This window comes from Thermosynechococcus sp. M98_K2018_005 (assembly GCF_015295825.1).
Classification (GTDB): Bacteria; Cyanobacteriota; Cyanobacteriia; order Thermosynechococcales; family Thermosynechococcaceae; genus Thermosynechococcus.
On record NZ_DVEH01000045.1, the window covers coordinates 1 to 20,558 of the forward strand.

Here is a 20,558-nt window from a genome sequence, read left to right on the forward strand (position 1 = left end):
ATAAGATAAGATTGTGATTAATGCCACACTGCATCCTCCTGGTGGCTTTCCAGTGGGGGGTACCACCGCTACTTTGTCCCCTGCTGGTAGCAATGGTTGCAGTTACAAAATTACAGTTCCGCCCGAGCTACTCGGTAAGAAAGTTCATTTCTGGGGAACGTTCAAGAGTTCTTCACCCCTGTTGTCAATTCAACCCGTGGGCTGGCAAAGTCCCATCTCTCTGCCTCAGCAGTTGGGGATTTCCCAGAGCGATGACTTTGTTGCTAAGGAAACCGTGATTCATTAAGCCTAAATAAAGGAATTCTGAGAGCGCCACTAGGACTGACTGGTTTCTAGCCAATCAAAGATGCGGTCAAGCTGCTCGAGGCTCACCAAGCCATACTGCCAGAGAACAACGGGCAACAGATTCACCTGCTCATCGCAGTGCTTGAGGCCGAAGTCAATGGCAGCGGTGGGCAGTGCCATCTCCCGCTGTAGGAAGTCAATGAGTCGTGTCCAACGTGGCGTTTTCATGATTCCTATAACTACCACACCTTACCCTCTATCCTAGGGATTAATCTGAGAAAATGCAATATTTCGTTACAAAACCACAGAAAATGAAATAATCAGCCTGCTATTTGGTACGATGCCTGCTATTTTCGGGGACACTCTCCCCAGAGACTTCCCCCACCAGAGGGAATTTATAGGGGAAACTGCCGAATCATTGGTCTTGGGAAAAACACCCTAAGTAAAGATACTCAACCGTAGCTCGTTATACTAAAGTTTGATGGGTGTTGTTCAAGCTCAGCCTGAACAGCAGCCGAATCAGTTGTTTTACGGATGTGTTCATGACCCAAGCCACTGTTGCCAAACCCCCCATTGCCTGGCCTACGGCGACCTTTATTATTTTCGTGCACCTCGGTGCTCTTCTTGCGTTTTTACCCGGCATGTTCAGCTGGAAAGCAGTGCTGCTGGCGCTTGTACTTCACTGGTTAACGGCTGGCATTGGTATTACCCTTGGTTGGCACCGCCTCGTTACCCATCGCAGCTTCCAAGTGCCCAAATGGTTAGAGTATTTCTTGGTCTTTTGCGGTACACTCTCAATGCAAGGGGGGCCGATTTGGTGGGTTGGGCTGCACCGCCATCACCATCTTTATTCCGATCAACCTAATGATCACCATGATTCCCGTAAGGGCTTTTGGTGGAGCCATATTGAATGGATGTTTCGTGAGGTGCCAGCGGAGGCAGATATTCCCCGTTTCACCAAAGATATTGCTGACGATCCTGTGTATCAGTTTCTTGATAAGTACTTTCTGCCGATTCAGGTGGTCTTGGCCATTGTTCTTTACCTCTGGGGCGGCTGGCCATTCGTGGTTTGGGGAATTTTTGTGCGCCTTGTAACGGTCTATCACACCACTTGGCTGGTCAATAGTGCCACCCATGCCTTTGGCTATCGCACCTTTGAAACCATGGATCACTCAACCAATTGCTGGTGGGTAGCCCTGTTAACCTTTGGCGAGGGTTGGCATAACAATCACCATGCTTATCAATACTCGGCACGCCATGGTTTGCAGTGGTGGGAACTGGATTTGACGTGGCTTACCATTCGCCTCTTGCAATTGCTGGGTTTGGCTACAAAGGTGCGTTTGGTAGAAGCACCAGCAGCCTCTTCCCAAGACTAGAGTGCAATGCGGGTTCTCATTCTCGGTTGCGGTTATACGGGAACGTGGTTGGCGCGATCGCTCCAAGCCCAAGGCATTAATGTGGTCATGACCAACCGCCGGGGAGAGCCGCCGCCAGAACTCAGCACTGTTCCCTGTTTTCCCTTTACATGGGAGCAGCAGGGTAAGCAAGTTCCCTTAGCACCAGCCGCCCTCGAGGGGGTAACCCACATCCTCAATAGTATTCCTCCCGATCGCCACGGGCAGGATCCGGTTGTGCTGGCACTGTTGCCGCAGTTAGAGAAACTGAATCTGCACTGGTTTGGCTATCTCTCGACAACGGGGGTCTATGGCGATCGCCAAGGGGGCTGGGTAGATGAAACCACACCCGTCAATCCCCAAAATTTGCGTTCACAACACCGCGTCAGCATTGAGCAAACCTTTCTCAACTCCAATCTGCCCACCCATATCTTTCGACTCCCCGGCATCTATGGCCCCGGCGAAGAACGCAATCCCATTGCTCGTATTCTCAAGGGTGATGTTCAACTCATTGATAAACCGGGGCACTACTTCTGCCGTATTCATGTGGCGGATATTGTCCAAACCCTTGAGCGATCGCTGGCACAACCCACGCCGCAGGAAATCTATAACCTCAGTGATGATCAACCCTCAGAGTCGCTCCCTGTTCTACTCGAGGCCTATCGTCTTTTGGGTCGCCCAGCCCCGCCAGCCATCCCTTTAGAGGCAGCCCATCTGAGTCCAATGGCCCAGTCCTTTTGGCGCGAATCCCGCCGAGTCCGCAATGACAAAATCAAACGGGTTTTAGGCATTAAGCTTCGCTATCCTTCCTACCGCGAGGGGCTAGTAGCGATCGCCCGCGAATTAGGCCTTTGACGTGACCTGCCATACCGTTTTAGAGATGGACACCTTTAATACCTAGGGATTCGGTCGCCGTCGCTGGAGAAACTCAGGAATGTCCAACTTCGGCTTGGCTTCAACCTCTGGTTGGGGTGCGGGGGCTTCAGATGGGGGAGATGCCGTCGTTAGGGGACGGTTCGTTAGGGGTGTCGTTTTGGTTGTGGCACGGGTGCGGCTAATGGGTTCACCACTAAAGCCAGTGGCGATAACGGTGACTTGAACTTCCCCTTGCATTTGGGAATCAATCACAGCACCGAAAATGATATTCGCATTGGCATCGGCTACATTGTAGATCACCTCGGCAGCGGCATTGACCTCATGGAGGGTGAGATCTGTGCCCCCCGTAATATTGAAGACAACACCCTTGGCACCCTCAATCGACCCCTCCAGTAGGGGCGAAGAAATTGCACTGACGGCAGCTTCCGTAGCTCGTGACTTGCCAGAGGCAATACCAATGCCCATCATGGCAGAACCGGCATCAGCCATCACCGAACGAATATCGGCGAAATCAACGTTAATCAGCCCTGGCAGATTAATAATGTCGGAAATCCCCTGAACCCCTTGGCGCAGCACATCATCGGCCACTCGAAACGCATCCTGAACCGATGTTTGCTCTGAAATTACTGAGAGAATCTTGTCATTGGGGATCACGATGAGGGTATCAACACGACTTTGCAGGGCTTCGATCCCTTCATCCGCTTGGCTAGCGCGCCGACGACCCTCAAAGGTAAAAGGACGGGTTACGACTGCAACGGTTAGGGCACCCTGTTCCTTGGCCACTTCCGCCACAATTGGGGCAGCGCCAGTGCCAGTACCACCACCCATGCCACAGGTAATGAAAATCAAATCGGCATCCTTGAGCGCCGCAGCAAGGTCTTCGCGGGATTCTTCAGCCGCTTTTTGACCAATGGCGGGGTTGCCACCGGCGCCGAGACCACGGGTGAGTTTTTGGCCAATTTGCAGGCAGCGGTGGGCCTGGGATTGGGCGATCGCCTGCGCATCGGTATTGACGCACCAAAATTCGACACCCGCTACATTACTGGCAATCATACGGTTGACTGCATTGCCACCACCACCGCCGACACCAATCACTTTGATGCGCGCTGCTGAAGTTTCCACCAAGCTGTCATAACTCCTTAACACATCAGTTGGTGCGCCATGGCCATTGTTGCCAGATGCAATGCCTACCTCTCCCGGAACAAAGGAGGCGGGGAATTCAGAGGGAACAGGTTCTGTAGGCCACTGTTGATCTGACTCCATAACGCAACTGTTTTCACCCATGATAAATATGGGGCAACTATATCATGAACTCTAGCAAAGGCATCGGCAACACCCCACAAAATAATTCTTAAGCCTAACTCAGGGGAGAGCGGGCTTTGGCCAAGAGACCATGCTTGGGGGCAAAAATCATCGCCAGTAAGAAAATCACTGTTTGCAGGACAACAATACAGCCGCCTGTTGACACATCAAGATAGTAACTGATGTAGGTTCCCAATAAACTGCCAAGGCCACCCATGGCCAGAGCAATGAGTACCATGATGCCAAAGCGATCGCTCAGTAAATAGGCCGTTGCCCCGGGTGTAATTAGCATTGCCACCACGAGAATAATGCCCACAGTTTGCAGAGCAGCCACAGTGCTTAGGGATAGCAGCGCCAAAAGAAGATAGGACAGCAGCGTCGTATTCAGACCAATGGTGCGGGCATGGGTCGGGTCAAAGCAAAAGAGGATCAAATCGCGATGTAGTAGGGCGATCGTGATCAGTGTTATGAGGCTAACAATCACGGTTTGCCAGAGGTCGCGATCGCTAATCCCCAAGACATTGCCAAAGAGAATATGCATCAGGTCAACACTACTGGCCGTTTTTGAGAGCAACACCAACCCCAAGGCAAAAAAGCCCGTAAACACCAAGCCAATCACTGTATCCTCCTTCACCCGTGTCTGCTGCTGAATAAAACCAATCAGGGTTACGGCCATCAGACCAAAAACAAAAGCCCCCAAGGCAAAGGGCAGCCCCAGCCAATAGGCCAAGACCACGCCGGGCAAGACTGCATGGGACACGGCATCCCCCATCAGTGCCCAGCCCTTCAGGGTCAAAAAACAAGACAATACCGCACACACACAGCCCACAAGGGTACTTACCCCCAGCGCCTTGACCATAAATGCATGGTGCAGTGGCTCCAACAGCCAAGTGATCATCCTCTGTCCTCTATGCCTGAAAAATATGATAAGGTGCTGCCAGTACAGTCGGAGGGAGGGTCTTGTGGATGGCATCCTTTTGCTGAACCCTTGGTGGATAGGTATTTTGCTCAATACCTTCCTTGGGGCGATCGCCCTCCTAACGCGGCAAAAATTACTCACTCTAGCGGGACTTTTCCATGCGTGGCTCCTCGGCGTGCTAATTTGGGGCACCTTAAGCTGGCAGGGCTATTTGATTGTCATGGTCTATTTCCTTGTTGGTTCAGGCGTCACCCGCATCGGCATGGCCGAAAAAGAGGCCGCCGGCATTGCTGAAAAACGCTCTGGTGCGCGCGGGCCAGAGAACGTCTGGGGATCGGCTTTTACAGGCATCGTCTGTGCACTCCTTGCCCTCCTGTTCCCGCAATGGCGGGAGTTATTTTTGGTGGGATTTGTGGCCAGTTTTAGCACCAAGCTTTCAGATACCTGTGCTAGTGAAGTGGGCAAAGCCTATGGTCAGCGCACCTTTCTCATCACCACATTACAACCGGTGCCCCGGGGGACAGAGGGAGCGGTGAGTTTAGAGGGGACACTGGCGGGTCTAGTTGGTGCAACTGTGATTGCTGTGCTAGGCTGGAGTGTGGGCTTGATGGGGGCGATCGCCATCCCCATTTGTATTCTTGCTGCTTTCCTAGCCAATATCGTCGAGAGCCTCGTGGGAGCCACTCTTCAGGAACATTACACTTGGCTGAGTAATGAAGTCGTTAACGGCATCAATACAACTGTCGGGGCTTTAGTAGCAGTAGGAATAATGCTCCTATTCAAAAGCAAATTGCTATAGAACTTTTGCCCTATCCTTTTATAGGAATATTCCGAGAAGCACATGGTTCTAAATATTAAGGATAATCTTGATGATAGATATAAGCTTGATGCTGCAAAACAACAAAACATAGAAAATATAATTATTACTAGTATTTCTGCATGGCCTCATCTGGAAATAGCCTGTGAAATCGCATTAAATTATAACAAAGCAGGACATAACACAGCTCTGGTCTTTATTCATGACTGCATGCCAGATCAGGGCTATTTTCCTTATTTAAGTCATCCAATCATATCCTTGCCCATTAGGTCGTACTATTGGAATCGTGTCAAGTATTTATTTGGGGTTCTAAATCAGAAGAATGTAAATAAGACTTTTTGGGATACTCCTGATTGGACAAAAGTCGATCTTTTATGGCAAAGACTCAAAAAACAAGTAGATAAGTGTACAAATTTAGAGGAAATATCTCAAGTAAAATTAGATGAAAATATAAATATTGGTCTAGGCGTTGCTAGCTCATATTGTTCAAGGTTTAGTGATCCAAATGCTGATTTGAAAGAAAGCTATTGGATTGAAGCATACTTTAAATCAGCAATATCTATGTACCTATCTACAGATAAAGTAATTAATTTATTCCAACCAAAGAATGTAATAGTTTTTAATGGTAGAACAGCTTATACAAGACCAGTAGTGGAGACATGTCAAAAACATGGTGTACAAGTCTTATACTATGAGTTTGGAGCGACTCTCAACCATTATTATATATCGCCATATTCTCCTCATGATCTTAGAGTAACAAGGTTGCAGATTCAGCAACTCTGGCAATCTAACAAGAGTGACCAAAAAATAACCATAGCCAAGTCATTCTTTCTGAGAAAGTCTAAAGGCGAAGATATTGGCAACTTTTATTCATTTGTACAACGTCAGAAGAAAAACTTGATTCCCAAGAAATGTAAAACTTACAGGTGGACGTATTACAGCTCTAGTGATGACGAACTTTTCTTTGTCGATCCCTCTTTCATAAATTACTCTATTTTTAAATCTCAAGCCGAAGCCATTGAGTGGCTAATTGAGTACGTTGATAATTTAGATGATATTGAACTTGTGATTCGTGTTCATCCTCATAAAGATAAAAAAAGTAAACGGTTAAGAGATTATTGGAATAATCTCCAAGGGAAAAATATTTTAGTAGTAAAGAGTAACTCCCCAGTTGATTCCTATGAGTTGGCTAGAACTTCTGATTTGGTCATTACCTATGCTTCTACAATGGGAATAGAAGCAGCCTATTTAGGTAAGCCAGTTATTCTGATAGGAGATGCAGCATATAAGGGGCTTGACTGCGTCTATGAGCCTTCGAATGTAGAAGAGCTTAAGAGGTATTTATCTCTTAAGGAATTAACGCCTAAGCCAGTTGAAAATACCCTACCTTTCGGTTACTTTTGTCTGAATCATTATACGACGCAAGGAACTCTTCGTAGTTATGAAATTACTACAGCAGTAGATAAAATTTTAATCTTAATTAAAAAAGCTGAAAAGATACTGAGAAATTATCAAAAGTTTCCCCTTCTTCAGTGGATTAATTAACAGAATTAAGGCTCAATATTTTCTTGGGCTACATTTTTGCAAATCAAATTGCCTTGCGAAACACAGTTGCTGTAGTCCATAATAATCAAAAGCAGCGTTTTTTTTGATTAAACTTTAATATCAGATTTCTGGAGTGATCATGTTTTTTAGTGTCGTAATTCCCACCTATAATCGCTTGCCCATTCTAGAAAAGTGTGTTCGCGCGATCGCCCATCAAAGGTGGAATTCAGACTTAGGCATTGAGGGCTATGAGGTCATTATTGTTGACGATGGCTCAACAGACAGCACCATCGAGTGGCTTGAGGCACATCGTGAAGAGTTTCCCTGTGTCCGCTGGCTTCAACAGGAACATCTTGGTCCTGCAACTGCCCGTAACTTGGGACTCCAAGTGGCTCAGGGGGACTGGATTATTTTTATCGATAGTGACTTAGTTGTGACGGAAACGTTTTTAGAAGCCCATGTGAAGTGCTTAATTCAAGAAAAAGAACGTCTTGGTATTGATGATATCACCCAGGTTCCTGCTTTTTCCTATGGTCGCGTGATCAATACCTGTAATTTTGAAGAGCCAACCTCAGAACCATACAAGATCATTGATTTTTCAGCGGCCTATTTTGCAACAGGGAATGTGGCGATCGCCCGCCATTGGCTGGAAAAGGCGGGTTTGTTCGACACCCAGTTTCAACTTTACGGCTGGGAAGATTTGGAACTAGGGGTTCGCCTCAAGAAATTAGGTTTACGATTACTGAAGTGCCCCGAAGCTGTTGGCTACCACTGGCACCCGCCCTTTTCCCTCAGTCAAGTTCCTGCACTGATTCAGAAAGAGATTGAAAGGGGGAGAATGGGGGTCTTGTTCTATCAAAAGCATCCCATTTGGGAAGTGAAGCTCATGATTCAAATGACGCCCTTTCACTATTTCCTTTGGGCCATCCTGTCCCTCGGCGGCATTCTCAATGAAAAAACACTGGCGCCCCTGTTGCAGTGGTTGATTAACATCGGTCGCCCTCAAGATGCCTTGGAAGTGGCTCGCATCTTTTTGAACTGGTATAATGTGCGGGCAGTCTATTCAGCCTATCAAGAGCAAACGCCGCAGCAGCATTGAGCTTTTGTGGGAGTATGTTAACCCTGTCTCCAGAGTTAAAGGCCCGTTTGGCAACGCCATTGCAGATTGGCTCTGTTACGGTCAATAGTCGGGTCTTGCAGTCCCCGTTGGCTGGGGTAACTGATTTGGTGTTCCGGCGATTAGTGCGCCGTTATGCCCCAGACTCGATGATGTACACGGAGATGGTCAGTGCTTCGGGGTTGCACTATCTGAAAACATTGCCCCGGATTATGGAAGTGGATGCCAATGAGCACCCCATTAGTATTCAGCTCTTTGATTGTCGCCCTGATTTTCTAGCGGAAGCAGCGATAAAGGCGGTGGCTGAAGGGGCGGATACGGTAGATATCAATATGGGCTGCCCCGTCAATAAAATCACGAAGAACGGCGGTGGTTCTTCACTATTGCGGGATGTGCAAACGGCGGCAACAATTGTGCGCACCGTCTCAAAGGCGGTGCCTGTGCCGGTCACGGTGAAAACTCGCATTGGCTGGAGCGATCAGGAGATTAATATCCTTGACTTTGCCAAGGCGATGGAAGATGCTGGCGCGGCAATGATTACGGTTCATGGGCGGACCCGTGCCCAGGGCTTTAATGGCCCAGCCCGCTGGGAGTGGATTGCGCGGGTGAAGGAGCGCGTCAGTATGCCGGTGATTGCCAATGGCGATATTTTCTCGGTGGAAGCAGCAGTACGCTGCTTGGAGCAAACTGGAGCAGATGGCGTGATGTGCTCGCGGGGAACGATGGGCTATCCCTTCTTGGTGGGGGAAATTGATCACTTTTTGAAAACGGGGGAATTGCGGCCGGCGCCAACGGTAGTTGAGCGTCTGCGCTGTGCGCGGGATCATCTCATTGCCCTCTGGGAATACAAGGGGGAACGGGGGATTCGCCAAGCGCGTAAACATTTGACGTGGTACGCCAAGGGCTTTGCCGATGCCGCAGAGCTACGCAGTGAATTGTGTCGCATTGAAACCCTAGAGGCCGGTTTAGCCCTGCTGGATGCAGCCATTGAGCGCTTGCAAATGGCTTCAGAGACTGAGGCGATCGCGGCCTAAGCAAATGAAAAAAGAGTTTCGCAACGATTCCGCAAAAATTTCGTAAAAAAAGCCCCTAGAACCCAGGGGTTATAATGTAAAGTGTAGGTGTGAGTAGGCTAAAAAATAGTGATGAGGCGTGGCCTATAAAAGGTTCAGTGGCATTTCTAGTTTGATCGCAATCTCTTAATCTCTTGCCCATTTTCTGGGAGTTGCAGTTAGCAGGTTCTTGCTCGTTTAAAGCGGCGATCGCTATGGGTGAATGGCGATCGCGAGAAATTGCTGCACACTTGATGAGGAACATTGATTATGAACTGTACACGCTACACAGAATTGCCCGAAGCGGCATGGCGAGAATTTACGGGTGGTGATTGGGTCGATCGCATTGATGTGCGCGACTTTATTCAACGCAACTATACCCCCTACACAGGGGATGCCTCCTTCCTGACGGGCGCTAGCAATCGTACCCAACAACTATGGGCAAAAGTGCGCGACCTGATGGCACTGGAGCGAGAAAAAGGCGTCCTTGATGCCGATACCAGTGTTCCCTCTTCGATTACAGCCCACGCACCGGGCTACATTGATCGCGAGCTAGAGCAAATCGTTGGCCTGCAAACCGATCAGCCCCTGAAACGGGCCATCATGCCCTTTGGTGGCATTCGCGTTGTTGAAACTTCCCTCAAGGCCTACGGCTACGAGTTAGATCCGCGCACGAAGGAAATCTTCACCAAATATCGCAAAACCCACAACGATGGCGTCTTTGATGCCTACACACCCGAAATGCGCCGCTGCCGTAGATCGGGGATCATTACAGGACTGCCGGATGCCTACGGTCGCGGTCGGATTATTGGCGACTATCGCCGCGTGGCCCTCTATGGCGTGGATCGCTTGATTGCCGATAAACAGGCACAGCAGGCTTCCCTAGAAGTGGATGTCATGGATGAAGAAACCATCCGCCTGCGGGAAGAACTCTCAGAGCAAATCAAAGCCCTCAATGAACTCAAGGAAATGGCTGCTAGCTATGGCTTTGATATTTCGCGGCCAGCGGCCAATGGCAAAGAGGCCATTCAGTGGCTCTATTTTGGCTACCTTGCGGCTGTCAAAGAACAAAACGGCGCCGCCATGTCCCTTGGGCGGGTCTCCACCTTCCTCGACATTTACTTTGAACGGGATTTGCGCCACGGCACAGCCACAGAAGCTGAGATCCAAGAATGGATTGACCACTTTGTGATGAAACTGCGGATGGTGCGCTTCCTGCGGACGCCGGAATACAATGAACTCTTCTCTGGCGATCCCACGTGGGTCACGGAATCCATTGGTGGTATGGGTCTCGATGGTCGCCCATTGGTGACGAAAACCAGCTTCCGTATTTTGAATACGCTCTATACCCTTGGGCCTGCCCCCGAACCCAACTTGACGGTGCTGTGGTCGGAAAACTTGCCAGAGGCTTTCAAACGCTTCTGCGCCCAAGTTTCCATTGACACCAGTTCGATCCAATACGAAAACGATGACTTGATGCGTCCCTACTGGGGCGATGACTACGCGATCGCCTGCTGCGTCTCGGCCATGCGGGTCGGCAAACAAATGCAATTCTTTGGCGCACGGGTGAACCTAGCGAAAGCCCTGCTTTACGCGATCAACGGTGGTCGGGATGAAGTCTCCGGTGAGCAAGTGGCACCCATGTTTGCGCCAATTACGGGCGACACGCTGAAGTGGGAAGAAGTACTGCCGCGCTTTGAACAGATGATGGCTTGGTTGGCGAAGGTGTATGTGAATACCCTCAACGTCATCCACTACATGCACGATAAGTACTGCTATGAGCGACTGGAGATGGCGCTCCACGATCGCGATGTCTTCCGCACGATGGCTTGTGGTGTGGCGGGCCTATCGGTGGTGGCGGATGCCCTCTCGGCTATTAAGTACGCCGAGGTGAAAGTGATCCGCAATGCCGAAGGCTTGGCGGTGGACTACGAGATCAAGGGCGACTTTCCGAAGTACGGCAATAACGACGATCGCGTGGATAGCCTCGCGGTGTGGCTGGTGGAAACCTTCATGAATGAAATCCGCAAACACAAAACCTACCGCAATGCCGTGCCCACGCAGTCAATCCTGACGATTACTTCCAACGTCGTCTATGGCAAGAAAACCGGCAGTACCCCCGATGGCCGCAAGGCCGGTGAACCCTTTGCGCCGGGTGCCAACCCCATGCACGGTCGCGATACAAAAGGGGCGATCGCCTCACTGGCGTCCGTGGCCAAGTTGCCCTATGTCCATGCCCAAGATGGCATCTCCAACACGTTCTCCATCGTGCCCAATGCCCTTGGCAAGACACGGGAAGATCAAATCAGCAACTTGGTGAATATGCTCGATGGCTACATCCACGATCAAGGCTTCCATATCAACGTCAACGTGCTCAACCGCGAAATGTTGTTGGATGCCATGGATCATCCTGAACTATACCCGCAACTCACCATCCGGGTGTCTGGTTATGCGGTGAACTTTGTCAAACTCACCCGCGAACAACAGTTGGATGTGATTAACCGCACCTTCCATGAACGCTTTTAGGCTCATCTTTAGGCTCCTTAGGCGAGCTGCCGCCTAGATGAACGTCGTGTCCTCTACCTCGTCTGGCGATCGGGGTAGATTTTTTATGGTGGTAACGGGTGGCATTCGGGTACATTGGTGACGCTGGTTAATCTTCCCTTTTTCTATAGTCATGGTGCGGGCGATCGCGCCTGCTTGTTACTCCATGGCTTGGGGGGCGGGGTTTATGAACTGCAACTCTTGGCAGAGGTGCTCTACGAAGGGGGGTGGACCGTTCAGGGCATCCTCTATCCGGGGCACGATCGCCCCAGTGCCCAAATGCCCGCCTCGACATGGCCGCAGTGGTATGGGGCTGTCGTCAGTGCCTTTCAGGACTTGCGAGAGAGCTACTCAACGGTTGCGGTGATCGGCTTTTCCACAGGGGGAACCCTAGCCCTTCATCTTGCCCATCACTATCCCGTTGATGCCCTAGTGCTCCTTGCCCCCTTTTTGCGGATTTATCGGCCTTGGTTTTCCCCCGTGGCGCCAGAGCGGCTTGTGCAGTCCCTTGGCCAGTGGATTCCTTGGTTGCCCCGGCGGACTCTACCGATTCGCGATCGCCCTCTGCGCCAAGCAGCGGCAGCCGCCTGCTTTTTCAAAAGTTTTAATCTCCAAGCGGTGCGCAGTGCCCTCGACCTGATTGCCCAAGTGGAGCCGGAACTGCCGATGATCACAACGCCAACACTGATTCTCCAAAGTCGCGCCGACACCACCGTTGACCCCCAAGGGGCACAGAAGATTTATGAACACCTAGGCAGCCCCGACAAGGAATTGCATTGGCTCAAGGAGTCGGATCACTTGCTCCCCCTTGATGTCGAGCGAGAGCAGGTATTCGCCAAGGTGGTCGCCTTTTTGGGAAGATAGTTGCAGTTGGTTACTTGCCCTGCCATGGAAACATTGGATCTACGGGGAACGCCCTGTCCTTTGAACTTTGTGCGCACAAAACTGCGCCTGCAACAGTTGCCCCCCCAGCAGCCCCTTGAGGTGTGGTTGGATGCAGGAGAACCCATTGAGCAAGTGCCCGATAGTTTGCGCATGGCGGGCTACGATATCCTCGGGATTGAGCCACGGCAGGACTTTTTTGCCCTTCAGGTGCAGCGTCCCGCATGAGTGACCTGGTGGGCTTGGTGCGGGCTGTTCAGGCCAATTACTACCGTGTCCGTCTGCGGGAAACCGCCAATGGCATTGAGGAGCTACTGTGTGTACGCCGCGCCCGCCTCAAGAAGATGGGGCAACAGGTGTGTGTGGGGGATTGGGTGGTGGTGAGCCATCCCGACTGGCAAGGACACCGCGGAGCGATCGCTGAGATTTTGCCGCGCCGCAATCAATTGCCACGCCCAGCGATCGCCAATGTGGATCAGGTTTTGCTCCTTTTTGCCTTGGCCGATCCCCCTGCCGATATCCATCAAATTAGCCGCTTTCTCTTGACCGCAGAGGGGCTGAAGGTCGAGATTCAGGTGATTTTCACCAAAGCGGATTTAGTTTCTCCGCAAGAGCAACAGCAGTGGCGCGATCGCTTGCATCAATGGGGCTATCACTGCCATGTCCTCAGTCTCACCCAAGGAAGCGATTGGCAACATCTACATCCCCACCTCGTCGATAAGATCACGGTTGTCTGTGGCCCGTCGGGTGTGGGCAAAAGTAGCTTGATCCGCCATCTGACGCCTCGGGAAGATATTCGCGTCGGCGCGGTCTCGGATCACTGGCACCGGGGGCGACACACCACTCGCCATGTGGAACTGTTTCCCCTACCAGCGGGGGGCTGGATTGCTGATACACCGGGCTTCAATCAGCCCGAACTGCCCCACGACCCCCAGCAACTGGCAGCAGCTTTTCCGGAGATTCGCCAACGGCTGAGCAAGGAGCGGTGCCTTTTTGATAACTGTCGCCACGATCAGGAACCGGGCTGCTGTGTACGCGGGGCTTGGGAACGCTACTCCCTCTACATTGAGTATTTGCATGAGCTAGAAACAATGGTCAGTTCAGAGCCCTTCATAGGGAAGGTGCCCCCAGTGAAGGCCAAGAGTGACCGCCAAGGGCAGCAGCGCCTTGAACCCCTCTTGGATCCGAAAAAATATCGCCGCCGATCGCGACGGCAGCAACATCAGCACCTCAACCCTATGGCTGAAGAAGTCCTTGATAGCGAACTGTGATGACCATACCTCCTGTGTTAACCCTTATCCTGTTGAGTGTAACGGCTCTTTCCCTTGTGATCTGGCTGGTTTTGCTGCTGTTTTGGGGACAGTTTTGGCGCACGGATCAGCGGCTACAGGGGGGAGACCTCAGGGCTTGGCCAACGGTGGTGGTTGTTATTCCAGCCCGTAATGAAGCGGCGGTGATGGGCACCAGTGTGCGATCGCTCCTAGAACAGGACTATGCAGGAACCCTACACCTGATCTTGGTGGACGATCAAAGTGACGATGGCACAGGGGACATCGCTCGCCAAACAGCGCTGGAACTGGGCAAGGGCGATCGCCTGACGGTGATTGAAGGCACACCGCTCCCTCCTGGCTGGTCAGGTAAGCTCTGGGCACTGTCCCAAGGTATTGAGGCCGCCCGTGCCTTTGATCCCGATTACTTGCTGCTCACGGATGCCGATATTGCCCACGATCGCCAAAATTTGCGGCAATTGGTGACCCATGCCCATCAGCAACAGTGTGCCCTTGTCTCCCTAATGGTGAAACTGCGCTGCCAAAGTGTCTGGGAAAAATTGCTCATTCCCGCCTTTGTCTTTTTCTTCGCCAAGCTCTATCCCTTCCGCTGGGTTAACGATCCACAGCGGGCAACGGCAGCCGCCGCCGGCGGTTGTATTTTGATTGATCCTGTAGCCCTGGACAAGATTGGTGGTATTGCCTGTATTCGCGATGCCCTGATTGATGATTGTTCTTTGGCTGCCGCTGTCAAGCAAGCCGGCCACCGCATTTGGTTGGGACTGACACCGACCACTGTGAGTCTGCGTGCCTACAATACGCTCGGCAGTATTTGGCAGATGGTGGCTCGCACCGCCTATACCCAGTTGTCCTATTCGCCCCTCTTGCTGGTGGGAACCGTGATTGGCATGACACTCGTGTATGTGTGGGCGCCCCTTGCCCTTGGTATCGGTCTGATCCGTCAATCGCTGCCCTTAGCCGTAATGGCGGGCTTCACTTGGGGGGGGATGGCGATCGCCTACAGGCCAACGGTGCGTTTCTATGGTCTCAATGGCGCTTGGGCGCTGACACTGCCACTGATTGCCTTCCTCTATACGCTGATGACATTGGATTCGGCTCGGCGCCACTGGCAAGGCCGGGGCGGTGCTTGGAAAGGACGGGTTTATCCGCGCCAGTGATAGGCCATAACAATCAGGGTATCACGGGGGTCAAGGCTCTGAAAGTCTGTGGGAGAGGGTTGAGCAACACCTGTTGATTTTGGCGGCGAATCCCCACAAGGAGCAGTGGATTGCCGGAGTGGGGGCTGCTGTACTCACTCACTTAAGCACTCAGGCAGGAAATGAGAGGCCATAGAGGGTGGCGGGAGAGTACCCCGGCTCAATAAAGTAGAACTCATTGGTGTGGTCGGAGTAGGTCAGGAGTTGGCGATAGACCTCGGACATTTCGCGAAAGAGGGCACTTTGGGCCAGGATGCCGGAACTATAGTCCTGACTGGAAATCACTTCATCGACCCCTGCTTCCTTGAGGGGGCGCGGGCGATCGCTATTCACCCATTCGGCTACCACATGAATATCCTGCTCTTGGCCGGGGGTCTTCTCTAGGTGCTTTACCGCAAGGGCAATGAGGGCATTTTTGTCGTCGGGGGCTTCCATATCGGCATCAGCAAGCAGGATGATCGCCTTGGGGGCATTGAGCCGTTCGAGGGTACCGTGGTGGGTGGGATCCCCCTGCACGACAAAAACATCGGCACGCTCTTGGAATTCGGGGTCGAGTTTAATCGGTTCCGCATACAACAGGACAATATCGCGGGGATGATGGCGGTTGGCCTCAATGAGTTGCCGCAGTACAAGGGGAGCCTTGGCATTCCAATTGCAGACAATAATAGACAATAATGTGGTTGCTAAAGGATTTCATGGACAGCGTTTGGGCAAGGGCTTGGGGGACAAAGTAGGAAGAAAACTTGCCAATCAGGGCACCAAAGGCAAAGGTGCCAAAGAGCAGTAGCAGCAGTTGCAGGACTTGCCGCAGGGTAGGGGGGCGATCGGGATACTAATCACCGCATTACTGAGGGTCTCTCAAGCTCGGCTCGGCGACTGAGGTGCCTCTTCGCTCCAGAGAAAAGCAATGATCAACAGCACCAGAATCGCGATCCCCCCTACGAGGGAAACATCACGTCCATTTTAAGATTCCCTTGGTGACCCTCTCCCCCTTGTAGAGTCTCCCAGATTCCAGTATCCTGACTGCTATACAGCCCTTTGCAACAGAATGGAACAGCGGCAAAAGAGCCCAGACTGCTTAAGGACAGAATCCTATTCCCTCAATGGGGCGATATGGCAGAGAAGCAATTTATGCAGCATGATGGAAACAACATCGGCAGTAAAGGAGCAGTCTCTTGAGTAAGTCTGACCACCGACGATGCCGACTGAGAATGTATATCTGGGGTTGTCCCTAGAAGAATAGCTGCAATGTCTGCCGCTGCCTCAGAAATTTTACTTGTGCTGCTGCTCATCATCGCCAATGGCATTTTTGCTGGTGCTGAAATCGCCGTGGTCTCTGCACGCAAAGTTCGCCTCGAGCAACTAGCCAAACGGGGTCAACGCAAGGCGAAGGCAGCCCTAAAACTTGCCAACTCCCCGAATAATTTTCTCTCGGCTGTACAAATTGGGATTACCCTGATTGGTATTCTCAGTGGTGCCGTAGGGGGTGCCACCCTTGCCCAGCGGTTACAGGCTGCCCTTAGTCCCGTGCCGTGGTTGGGTCAATACAGCCAGCCTTTGAGTATTGCCCTTGTGGTAACGGGGATTACATACCTTTCCTTGGTGATTGGTGAACTGGTGCCCAAGCGGATTGCCATGACGTACCCCGAGGCGATCGCCTGCAACATTGCCAAACCCATGACATGGCTGACGAAATTAGCCGCCCCGATTGTGCATTTACTCAGCCTCTCCACAGATACCATCCTGCAAGTATTGGGCATTGCCACCATTGCCGACCAAACGGTTACAGAGGATGAAATCAAAGTCCTGATTGAGCAGGGGGCACAGGCGGGTCTCTTTGAGGTGGCGGAGCAGGACATGGTGGCGCGGATTTTCAACTTGGGCGATCGCCCGATTCAGTCGATCATGACCCCCCGCACCGATATTGTTTGGCTGGATATTGAATCTTCCCTTGAAGAAATGGAGGCGGAAATCCTAGCCAGTTCCCATTCGCGATTTCCCGTGGCCGAAGAAACCATTGATCACTGCTTGGGAATTATTTCAGCCAAAGACTTTTTGGCCGCCCGTCTCACCCAGCAAGAGATTGACCTACGCCAGCTTCTGCAACCAGCGCTCTTTGTTCCTGAAGGCCTACCGGCACTTGATGTCCTTGAACTTTTTCGCCAGTCGAGCCAACACATTGCCCTGATTACTGATGAATACGGTGGCATTGAGGGATTGGTGACGCTCAATGATCTCACGGAGGCGATTATTGGCACACTGCGCCACGATGAGGGGGAGGAACCGCAAATTATTCAGCGGGAGGATGGCTCTTGGCTGTTGGATGGGCTGCTTTCTACCTATGAACTCAAGGAATTGCTGCGGCGGGAAAGCTTGCCCGAGGAGGACACGGCCAACTACCACACCCTTGGCGGGTTAATCATTACGCTATTTGGTCGCATTCCCCAGTCGGGAGATTACATTGAAACCGATGGTCTGCGCTTTGAGGTGGTGGATATGGATGGTAACCGCGTCGATAAGGTGCTGGTGACCGAACTAGTGAGCGATGAGGCCCTCGCCGATGGGAGCAACCCCAAGGACAAGGATTAACGGCGGCGCAGATCCGCTACCGTCCGTTGCAGCGATCGCCAGCGTTGTTGTCGCAGTTGATTCAGGGCGCGCTTCAGGGGCGGCAAGGGGGGCTGAGCACCACCGTAGCGCCAAGCTACATAGGCCTGCGTCAGGGTTTCAATGGCACGTTGACTGATGGCATCAACACGGCTACAGGTTTGCAGAGATCGCGCGTATTCCCACGGAGTTTGATTGGGTCGCTTCGGGAATCCCTGCTGGGCAAGACCATCGAGCATTTGCACATAAAGGCGGGCGATCGGCGGCAGTTTTTGCAGGCGTTGACGATATCGCCACGTCTGGAGAGCGTACCACAGTCCCCAAACAACAATGACGCCACCAAAGAGAATCAAAATCCCTTGGACAATCCCCCCCAGTCCTTGGCTAAACAGATCAAAGAATTTTTGCAAGGCGGTTTCGAGGGTGGCAAAAAGAGTGCCAAAGAATCCCGTCACTGGGGTCGGCAACCATCCCGTGACCCACTGCCAAAACTGCTGCAGGACGCTAAAGGTTTGATCTACCTCTAGGGTGGCTGGATAGAGATCGTGCCCCGGAATCGGATCAAAGAGAAACCAGCCCAAATTGGGAAAGTAGGCTTCCGTCAGGGCATAGGCATCGGTATTGCGAACCACGTACAAGCCCGTAAAGGGGTTAAATTCCCCTGTTCCTAAACCTGTGACCAAGCGCGTGGGAATACCAATACTGCGCAGCAGCAGCGTTAACGCCGTGGAAAAGTGATCGGGATAGCCGCCGCGCCACTCAAAAAGAAAGGCTGCGACCAAGTCTTGATCTTGACCTAGTTCAGGAATATCAGTTTTCAGGGCATAGGATTGCTTTAGGGCTTGGGTGAGGTAAAGGGCTTGCTCGTAGGGTTCGGGAATCGAGCGATCGGCCTTGGCAAGGAGGTCTTGGGCTAGCGCTTCCAGGCGCGGTTTCAGGTCAGGGGGCACTTCAAGGTAGGGCTGATACCCCAAGGTGTGATTTAATTTTGGCGCTCTGCGCAACAGGGAGCGATCGCGCACGGGCACTTGAGAAATAACAGAATAGGTCAGCCCCTCGGGCAAGGGCACCGGCGCACGCAGGCCACCATCGGGATCGCGGGCAATTTCACGGGTGGGAAAATAGAGTTCGCGGGGTTCGTAGAGATGGGGAATCAGGTTACTAAACTCAGAGACAATCGTATAGGTCTGAATCACTTCCCGTGTGGGCATTTGGGAGAGTTGTTGCGGCAGCAGATAGCGAAAATTCCAAGGAGAACGCCGCAGCACTTCTGCCTCATCGTTGCGACTAATCCGCCAACCCCGCCCCGTATATTTGTCAAAGGCAAGGACGCGCCAGAAGCCGGGGGCTTGCGATCGCACCCGCATTAACTCCTTGGGGGTCATGATCCCGCCAAAGGTCTGATCAATCTCGGAGCCAAAGCCATAGTAAAAGTTCGGGTCAAAGGTTTGATTGGCCAGTTCCTCGCCAACACGGCCACCACCACGACCACTGACATAGCCCGGATTGATCACCCGGGTTTGGTCAAACTCCCCTTCGACTTGAATTTCAGCACTGACAGGCAAAGCGCGAATTTGATAGCCGGGGAAGCGCGGCAGCAGCACAAAGACCACCATCCCCAAGCCAAGAATCAGGGCAAAGAGGCCGACCCATTGCCGCCAAGGCAAGCGCAGGGATTTCAGGGTGGTGGAGAGTAAGCCGAGGCGCGAGCGATAGTCAAGGACGAGTACGGGTAGGGCGATCGCCAGAAAGATCACAAGAAACAGCCCAAAGGTCATGGTTTGACTGAGGGTGGCCGCCACACTAATTAAAATCAGGGCAATCACCATCGAGTAGCCCAAGTCTTTGCGGCGGGGCAAGTCAAAGCTATGGAGCACTTGCAATTGAATCAAGAGTTCCGTCAGCAGAATCCGTGAATCTTGGTTAAGGGTGGCCAATCGCCCCAAGAAAATCGCCAATGCCGTCAACATCCCAATGGCGATCGCCAGCTTCGCCACAACATTTCTTTGCCGCCGTGCCCACCAACTCCAACCAAAGCCCGCAATGGAGAGGGGAACCGCCCAGAGACTATTAGGAGTATCTGCTGCCACATTGGTTGCCACCAAGCCAACAATCACCATGCCCAAGACCCCTAGGCGCAGCAGCAGGGAATCCTCAACATCTTTGGCGGGAGCCAACATTGGGGAATTAGCAATGGGTTGCAACCAAGACTGAAACATTGGGCAGCAGCGGCAAACAGTGCCCTGATCCTAACAAATCTCTGCCCCAGAACAGGTGGATGCCTTGGTCGGAGTGGTGGGGGCGATCGCCCCCTTTGGGAAGTTCTCTATCAGCGTTTTCTCAATGAGGTGAAAAATATTTAAACAACAGCTTGCTGCTCCTTTGATCAGCATTCGATCCTTTCAACAGGAGCAAACCATTATCACTGTGCTGTGCCCTAGCCGCCAGCGATCGCGGGAATGATGCTGACTTCGTCGCCATCCTTGAGGGGCGTTTCAATGCCATTGAGGAAGCGAATATCCTCATTATTGACGTAGAAATTGACGAATCGCCGTAATTGGCCACTTTCATCACAGAGGCGCCCTTTAATGCCAGGGCAGTCCTGCTCTAGCTTTTCCAGAAGCTCAGCAATCGATTGGGCTTGGCACTCCACCGTGGCTTGATCGCGGGTGAGCTTTTGTAAGGGAGTCGGAATCAAAACAGTAACAGCCATAAACCTCTACAAACCATCCA

Annotated in this window: 19 protein-coding genes; 13 read left to right on the forward strand and 6 right to left on the reverse strand. The window is 52.0% G+C overall.

The genetic code is table 11. From position 1 onward, the window contains the following. Nucleotides 1-13: 13 nt before the first annotated feature. Nucleotides 14-286 (forward strand): hypothetical protein, encoded by a 273-nt coding sequence (locus IGQ15_RS05950; RefSeq protein WP_297049698.1) that lies wholly within the window; start codon nt 14-16, stop codon nt 284-286. A gap of 29 nt (nt 287-315) precedes the next feature. On the opposite strand, the gene IGQ15_RS05955 is transcribed toward IGQ15_RS05950, so the two are convergent. Further along, nucleotides 316-513 carry a DUF2949 domain-containing protein gene (locus IGQ15_RS05955; protein WP_181496383.1) on the reverse strand — a complete coding sequence of 66 codons (198 nt, stop codon included), beginning with the start codon at nt 511-513 and terminating at the stop codon, nt 316-318. A 314-nt stretch (nt 514-827) separates the two neighbouring features. On the opposite strand from IGQ15_RS05955, the gene IGQ15_RS05960 reads away from it, so the two are divergent. Then, the gene (locus IGQ15_RS05960) at nt 828-1,661 is read left to right on the forward strand and encodes a fatty acid desaturase (protein ID WP_297049706.1); all 834 of its coding nucleotides are present in this window, start codon (nt 828-830) and stop codon (nt 1,659-1,661) included. A 6-nt stretch (nt 1,662-1,667) separates the two neighbouring features. Further along, a complete protein-coding gene (locus tag IGQ15_RS05965) occupies nt 1,668-2,534 on the forward strand; it encodes an SDR family oxidoreductase (protein WP_297049710.1) in 867 nt (288 codons plus the stop codon). A gap of 42 nt (nt 2,535-2,576) precedes the next feature. On the opposite strand, the gene ftsZ is transcribed toward IGQ15_RS05965, so the two are convergent. Together ftsZ and IGQ15_RS05975 are read right to left on the reverse strand one after the other, a co-directional pair. Next, nucleotides 2,577-3,839: a cell division protein FtsZ gene (ftsZ, locus tag IGQ15_RS05970; RefSeq protein ID WP_297049711.1), complete on the reverse strand. Its 1,263-nt coding sequence runs from the start codon at nt 3,837-3,839 to the stop codon at nt 2,577-2,579. 73 nt (nt 3,840-3,912) lie between these two features. Continuing rightward, the gene (locus tag IGQ15_RS05975; protein ID WP_297049712.1) at nt 3,913-4,755 is read right to left on the reverse strand and encodes a metal ABC transporter permease; all 843 of its coding nucleotides are present in this window, start codon (nt 4,753-4,755) and stop codon (nt 3,913-3,915) included. 25 nt (nt 4,756-4,780) lie between these two features. On the opposite strand from IGQ15_RS05975, the gene IGQ15_RS05980 reads away from it, so the two are divergent. From IGQ15_RS05980 to IGQ15_RS06020, 9 genes are all read left to right on the forward strand, one after another. After that, the gene (locus IGQ15_RS05980; protein WP_363315800.1) at nt 4,781-5,575 is read left to right on the forward strand and encodes a TIGR00297 family protein; all 795 of its coding nucleotides are present in this window, start codon (nt 4,781-4,783) and stop codon (nt 5,573-5,575) included. Nucleotides 5,576-5,617: 42 nt separating this feature from the next. Further along, on the forward strand, nt 5,618-7,138 hold the full coding sequence (locus tag IGQ15_RS05985) for a hypothetical protein (protein ID WP_297049716.1): 1,521 nt from the start codon (nt 5,618-5,620) through the stop codon (nt 7,136-7,138). Nucleotides 7,139-7,277: 139 nt separating this feature from the next. Next, nucleotides 7,278-8,237 carry a glycosyltransferase family 2 protein gene (locus tag IGQ15_RS05990; RefSeq protein WP_297049718.1) on the forward strand — a complete coding sequence of 320 codons (960 nt, stop codon included), beginning with the start codon at nt 7,278-7,280 and terminating at the stop codon, nt 8,235-8,237. Nucleotides 8,238-8,251: 14 nt separating this feature from the next. Further along, on the forward strand, nt 8,252-9,289 hold the full coding sequence (gene dusB / locus IGQ15_RS05995; RefSeq protein ID WP_297049719.1) for a tRNA dihydrouridine synthase DusB: 1,038 nt from the start codon (nt 8,252-8,254) through the stop codon (nt 9,287-9,289). A gap of 288 nt (nt 9,290-9,577) precedes the next feature. Continuing rightward, nucleotides 9,578-11,833 carry a formate C-acetyltransferase gene (gene pflB, locus IGQ15_RS06000; RefSeq protein WP_297049721.1) on the forward strand — a complete coding sequence of 752 codons (2,256 nt, stop codon included), beginning with the start codon at nt 9,578-9,580 and terminating at the stop codon, nt 11,831-11,833. A 117-nt stretch (nt 11,834-11,950) separates the two neighbouring features. Beyond that, nucleotides 11,951-12,715, forward strand: a complete 765-nt coding sequence (locus tag IGQ15_RS06005; protein WP_297049724.1) for an alpha/beta fold hydrolase — start codon at nt 11,951-11,953, stop codon at nt 12,713-12,715. A 24-nt stretch (nt 12,716-12,739) separates the two neighbouring features. Beyond that, nucleotides 12,740-12,961: a sulfurtransferase TusA family protein gene (locus tag IGQ15_RS06010; protein ID WP_297049758.1), complete on the forward strand. Its 222-nt coding sequence runs from the start codon at nt 12,740-12,742 to the stop codon at nt 12,959-12,961. After that, on the forward strand, nt 12,958-14,004 hold the full coding sequence (gene rsgA / locus IGQ15_RS06015) for a small ribosomal subunit biogenesis GTPase RsgA (protein ID WP_297049726.1): 1,047 nt from the start codon (nt 12,958-12,960) through the stop codon (nt 14,002-14,004). The genes IGQ15_RS06010 and rsgA overlap by 4 nt, the downstream gene beginning before the upstream one ends. Next, a complete protein-coding gene (locus IGQ15_RS06020) occupies nt 14,004-15,179 on the forward strand; it encodes a glycosyltransferase (protein ID WP_297049728.1) in 1,176 nt (391 codons plus the stop codon). Before rsgA ends, IGQ15_RS06020 begins: the two co-directional genes overlap by 1 nt. 150 nt (nt 15,180-15,329) lie before the next feature. Here the strand turns inward: IGQ15_RS06020 and IGQ15_RS06025 are convergent, their stop codons facing one another. Next, complete coding sequence (locus IGQ15_RS06025) at nt 15,330-15,890, reverse strand: NAD-binding protein (RefSeq protein WP_297049731.1); 561 nt, start codon at nt 15,888-15,890, stop codon at nt 15,330-15,332. Between the two features lie 576 nt (nt 15,891-16,466). Between IGQ15_RS06025 and IGQ15_RS06030 the strand changes: the two genes are divergently transcribed. Further along, a complete protein-coding gene (locus tag IGQ15_RS06030) occupies nt 16,467-17,807 on the forward strand; it encodes a hemolysin family protein (protein ID WP_297049734.1) in 1,341 nt (446 codons plus the stop codon). On the opposite strand, the gene IGQ15_RS06035 is transcribed toward IGQ15_RS06030, so the two are convergent. Next, nucleotides 17,804-20,044, reverse strand: a complete 2,241-nt coding sequence (locus IGQ15_RS06035) for a DUF3488 and DUF4129 domain-containing transglutaminase family protein (RefSeq protein ID WP_297049735.1) — start codon at nt 20,042-20,044, stop codon at nt 17,804-17,806. The genes IGQ15_RS06030 and IGQ15_RS06035 overlap by 4 nt on opposite strands. A 218-nt stretch (nt 20,045-20,262) precedes the next feature. After that, nucleotides 20,263-20,538: a MoaD/ThiS family protein gene (locus IGQ15_RS06040; RefSeq protein WP_149817514.1), complete on the reverse strand. Its 276-nt coding sequence runs from the start codon at nt 20,536-20,538 to the stop codon at nt 20,263-20,265. Nucleotides 20,539-20,558 lie beyond the last annotated feature (20 nt).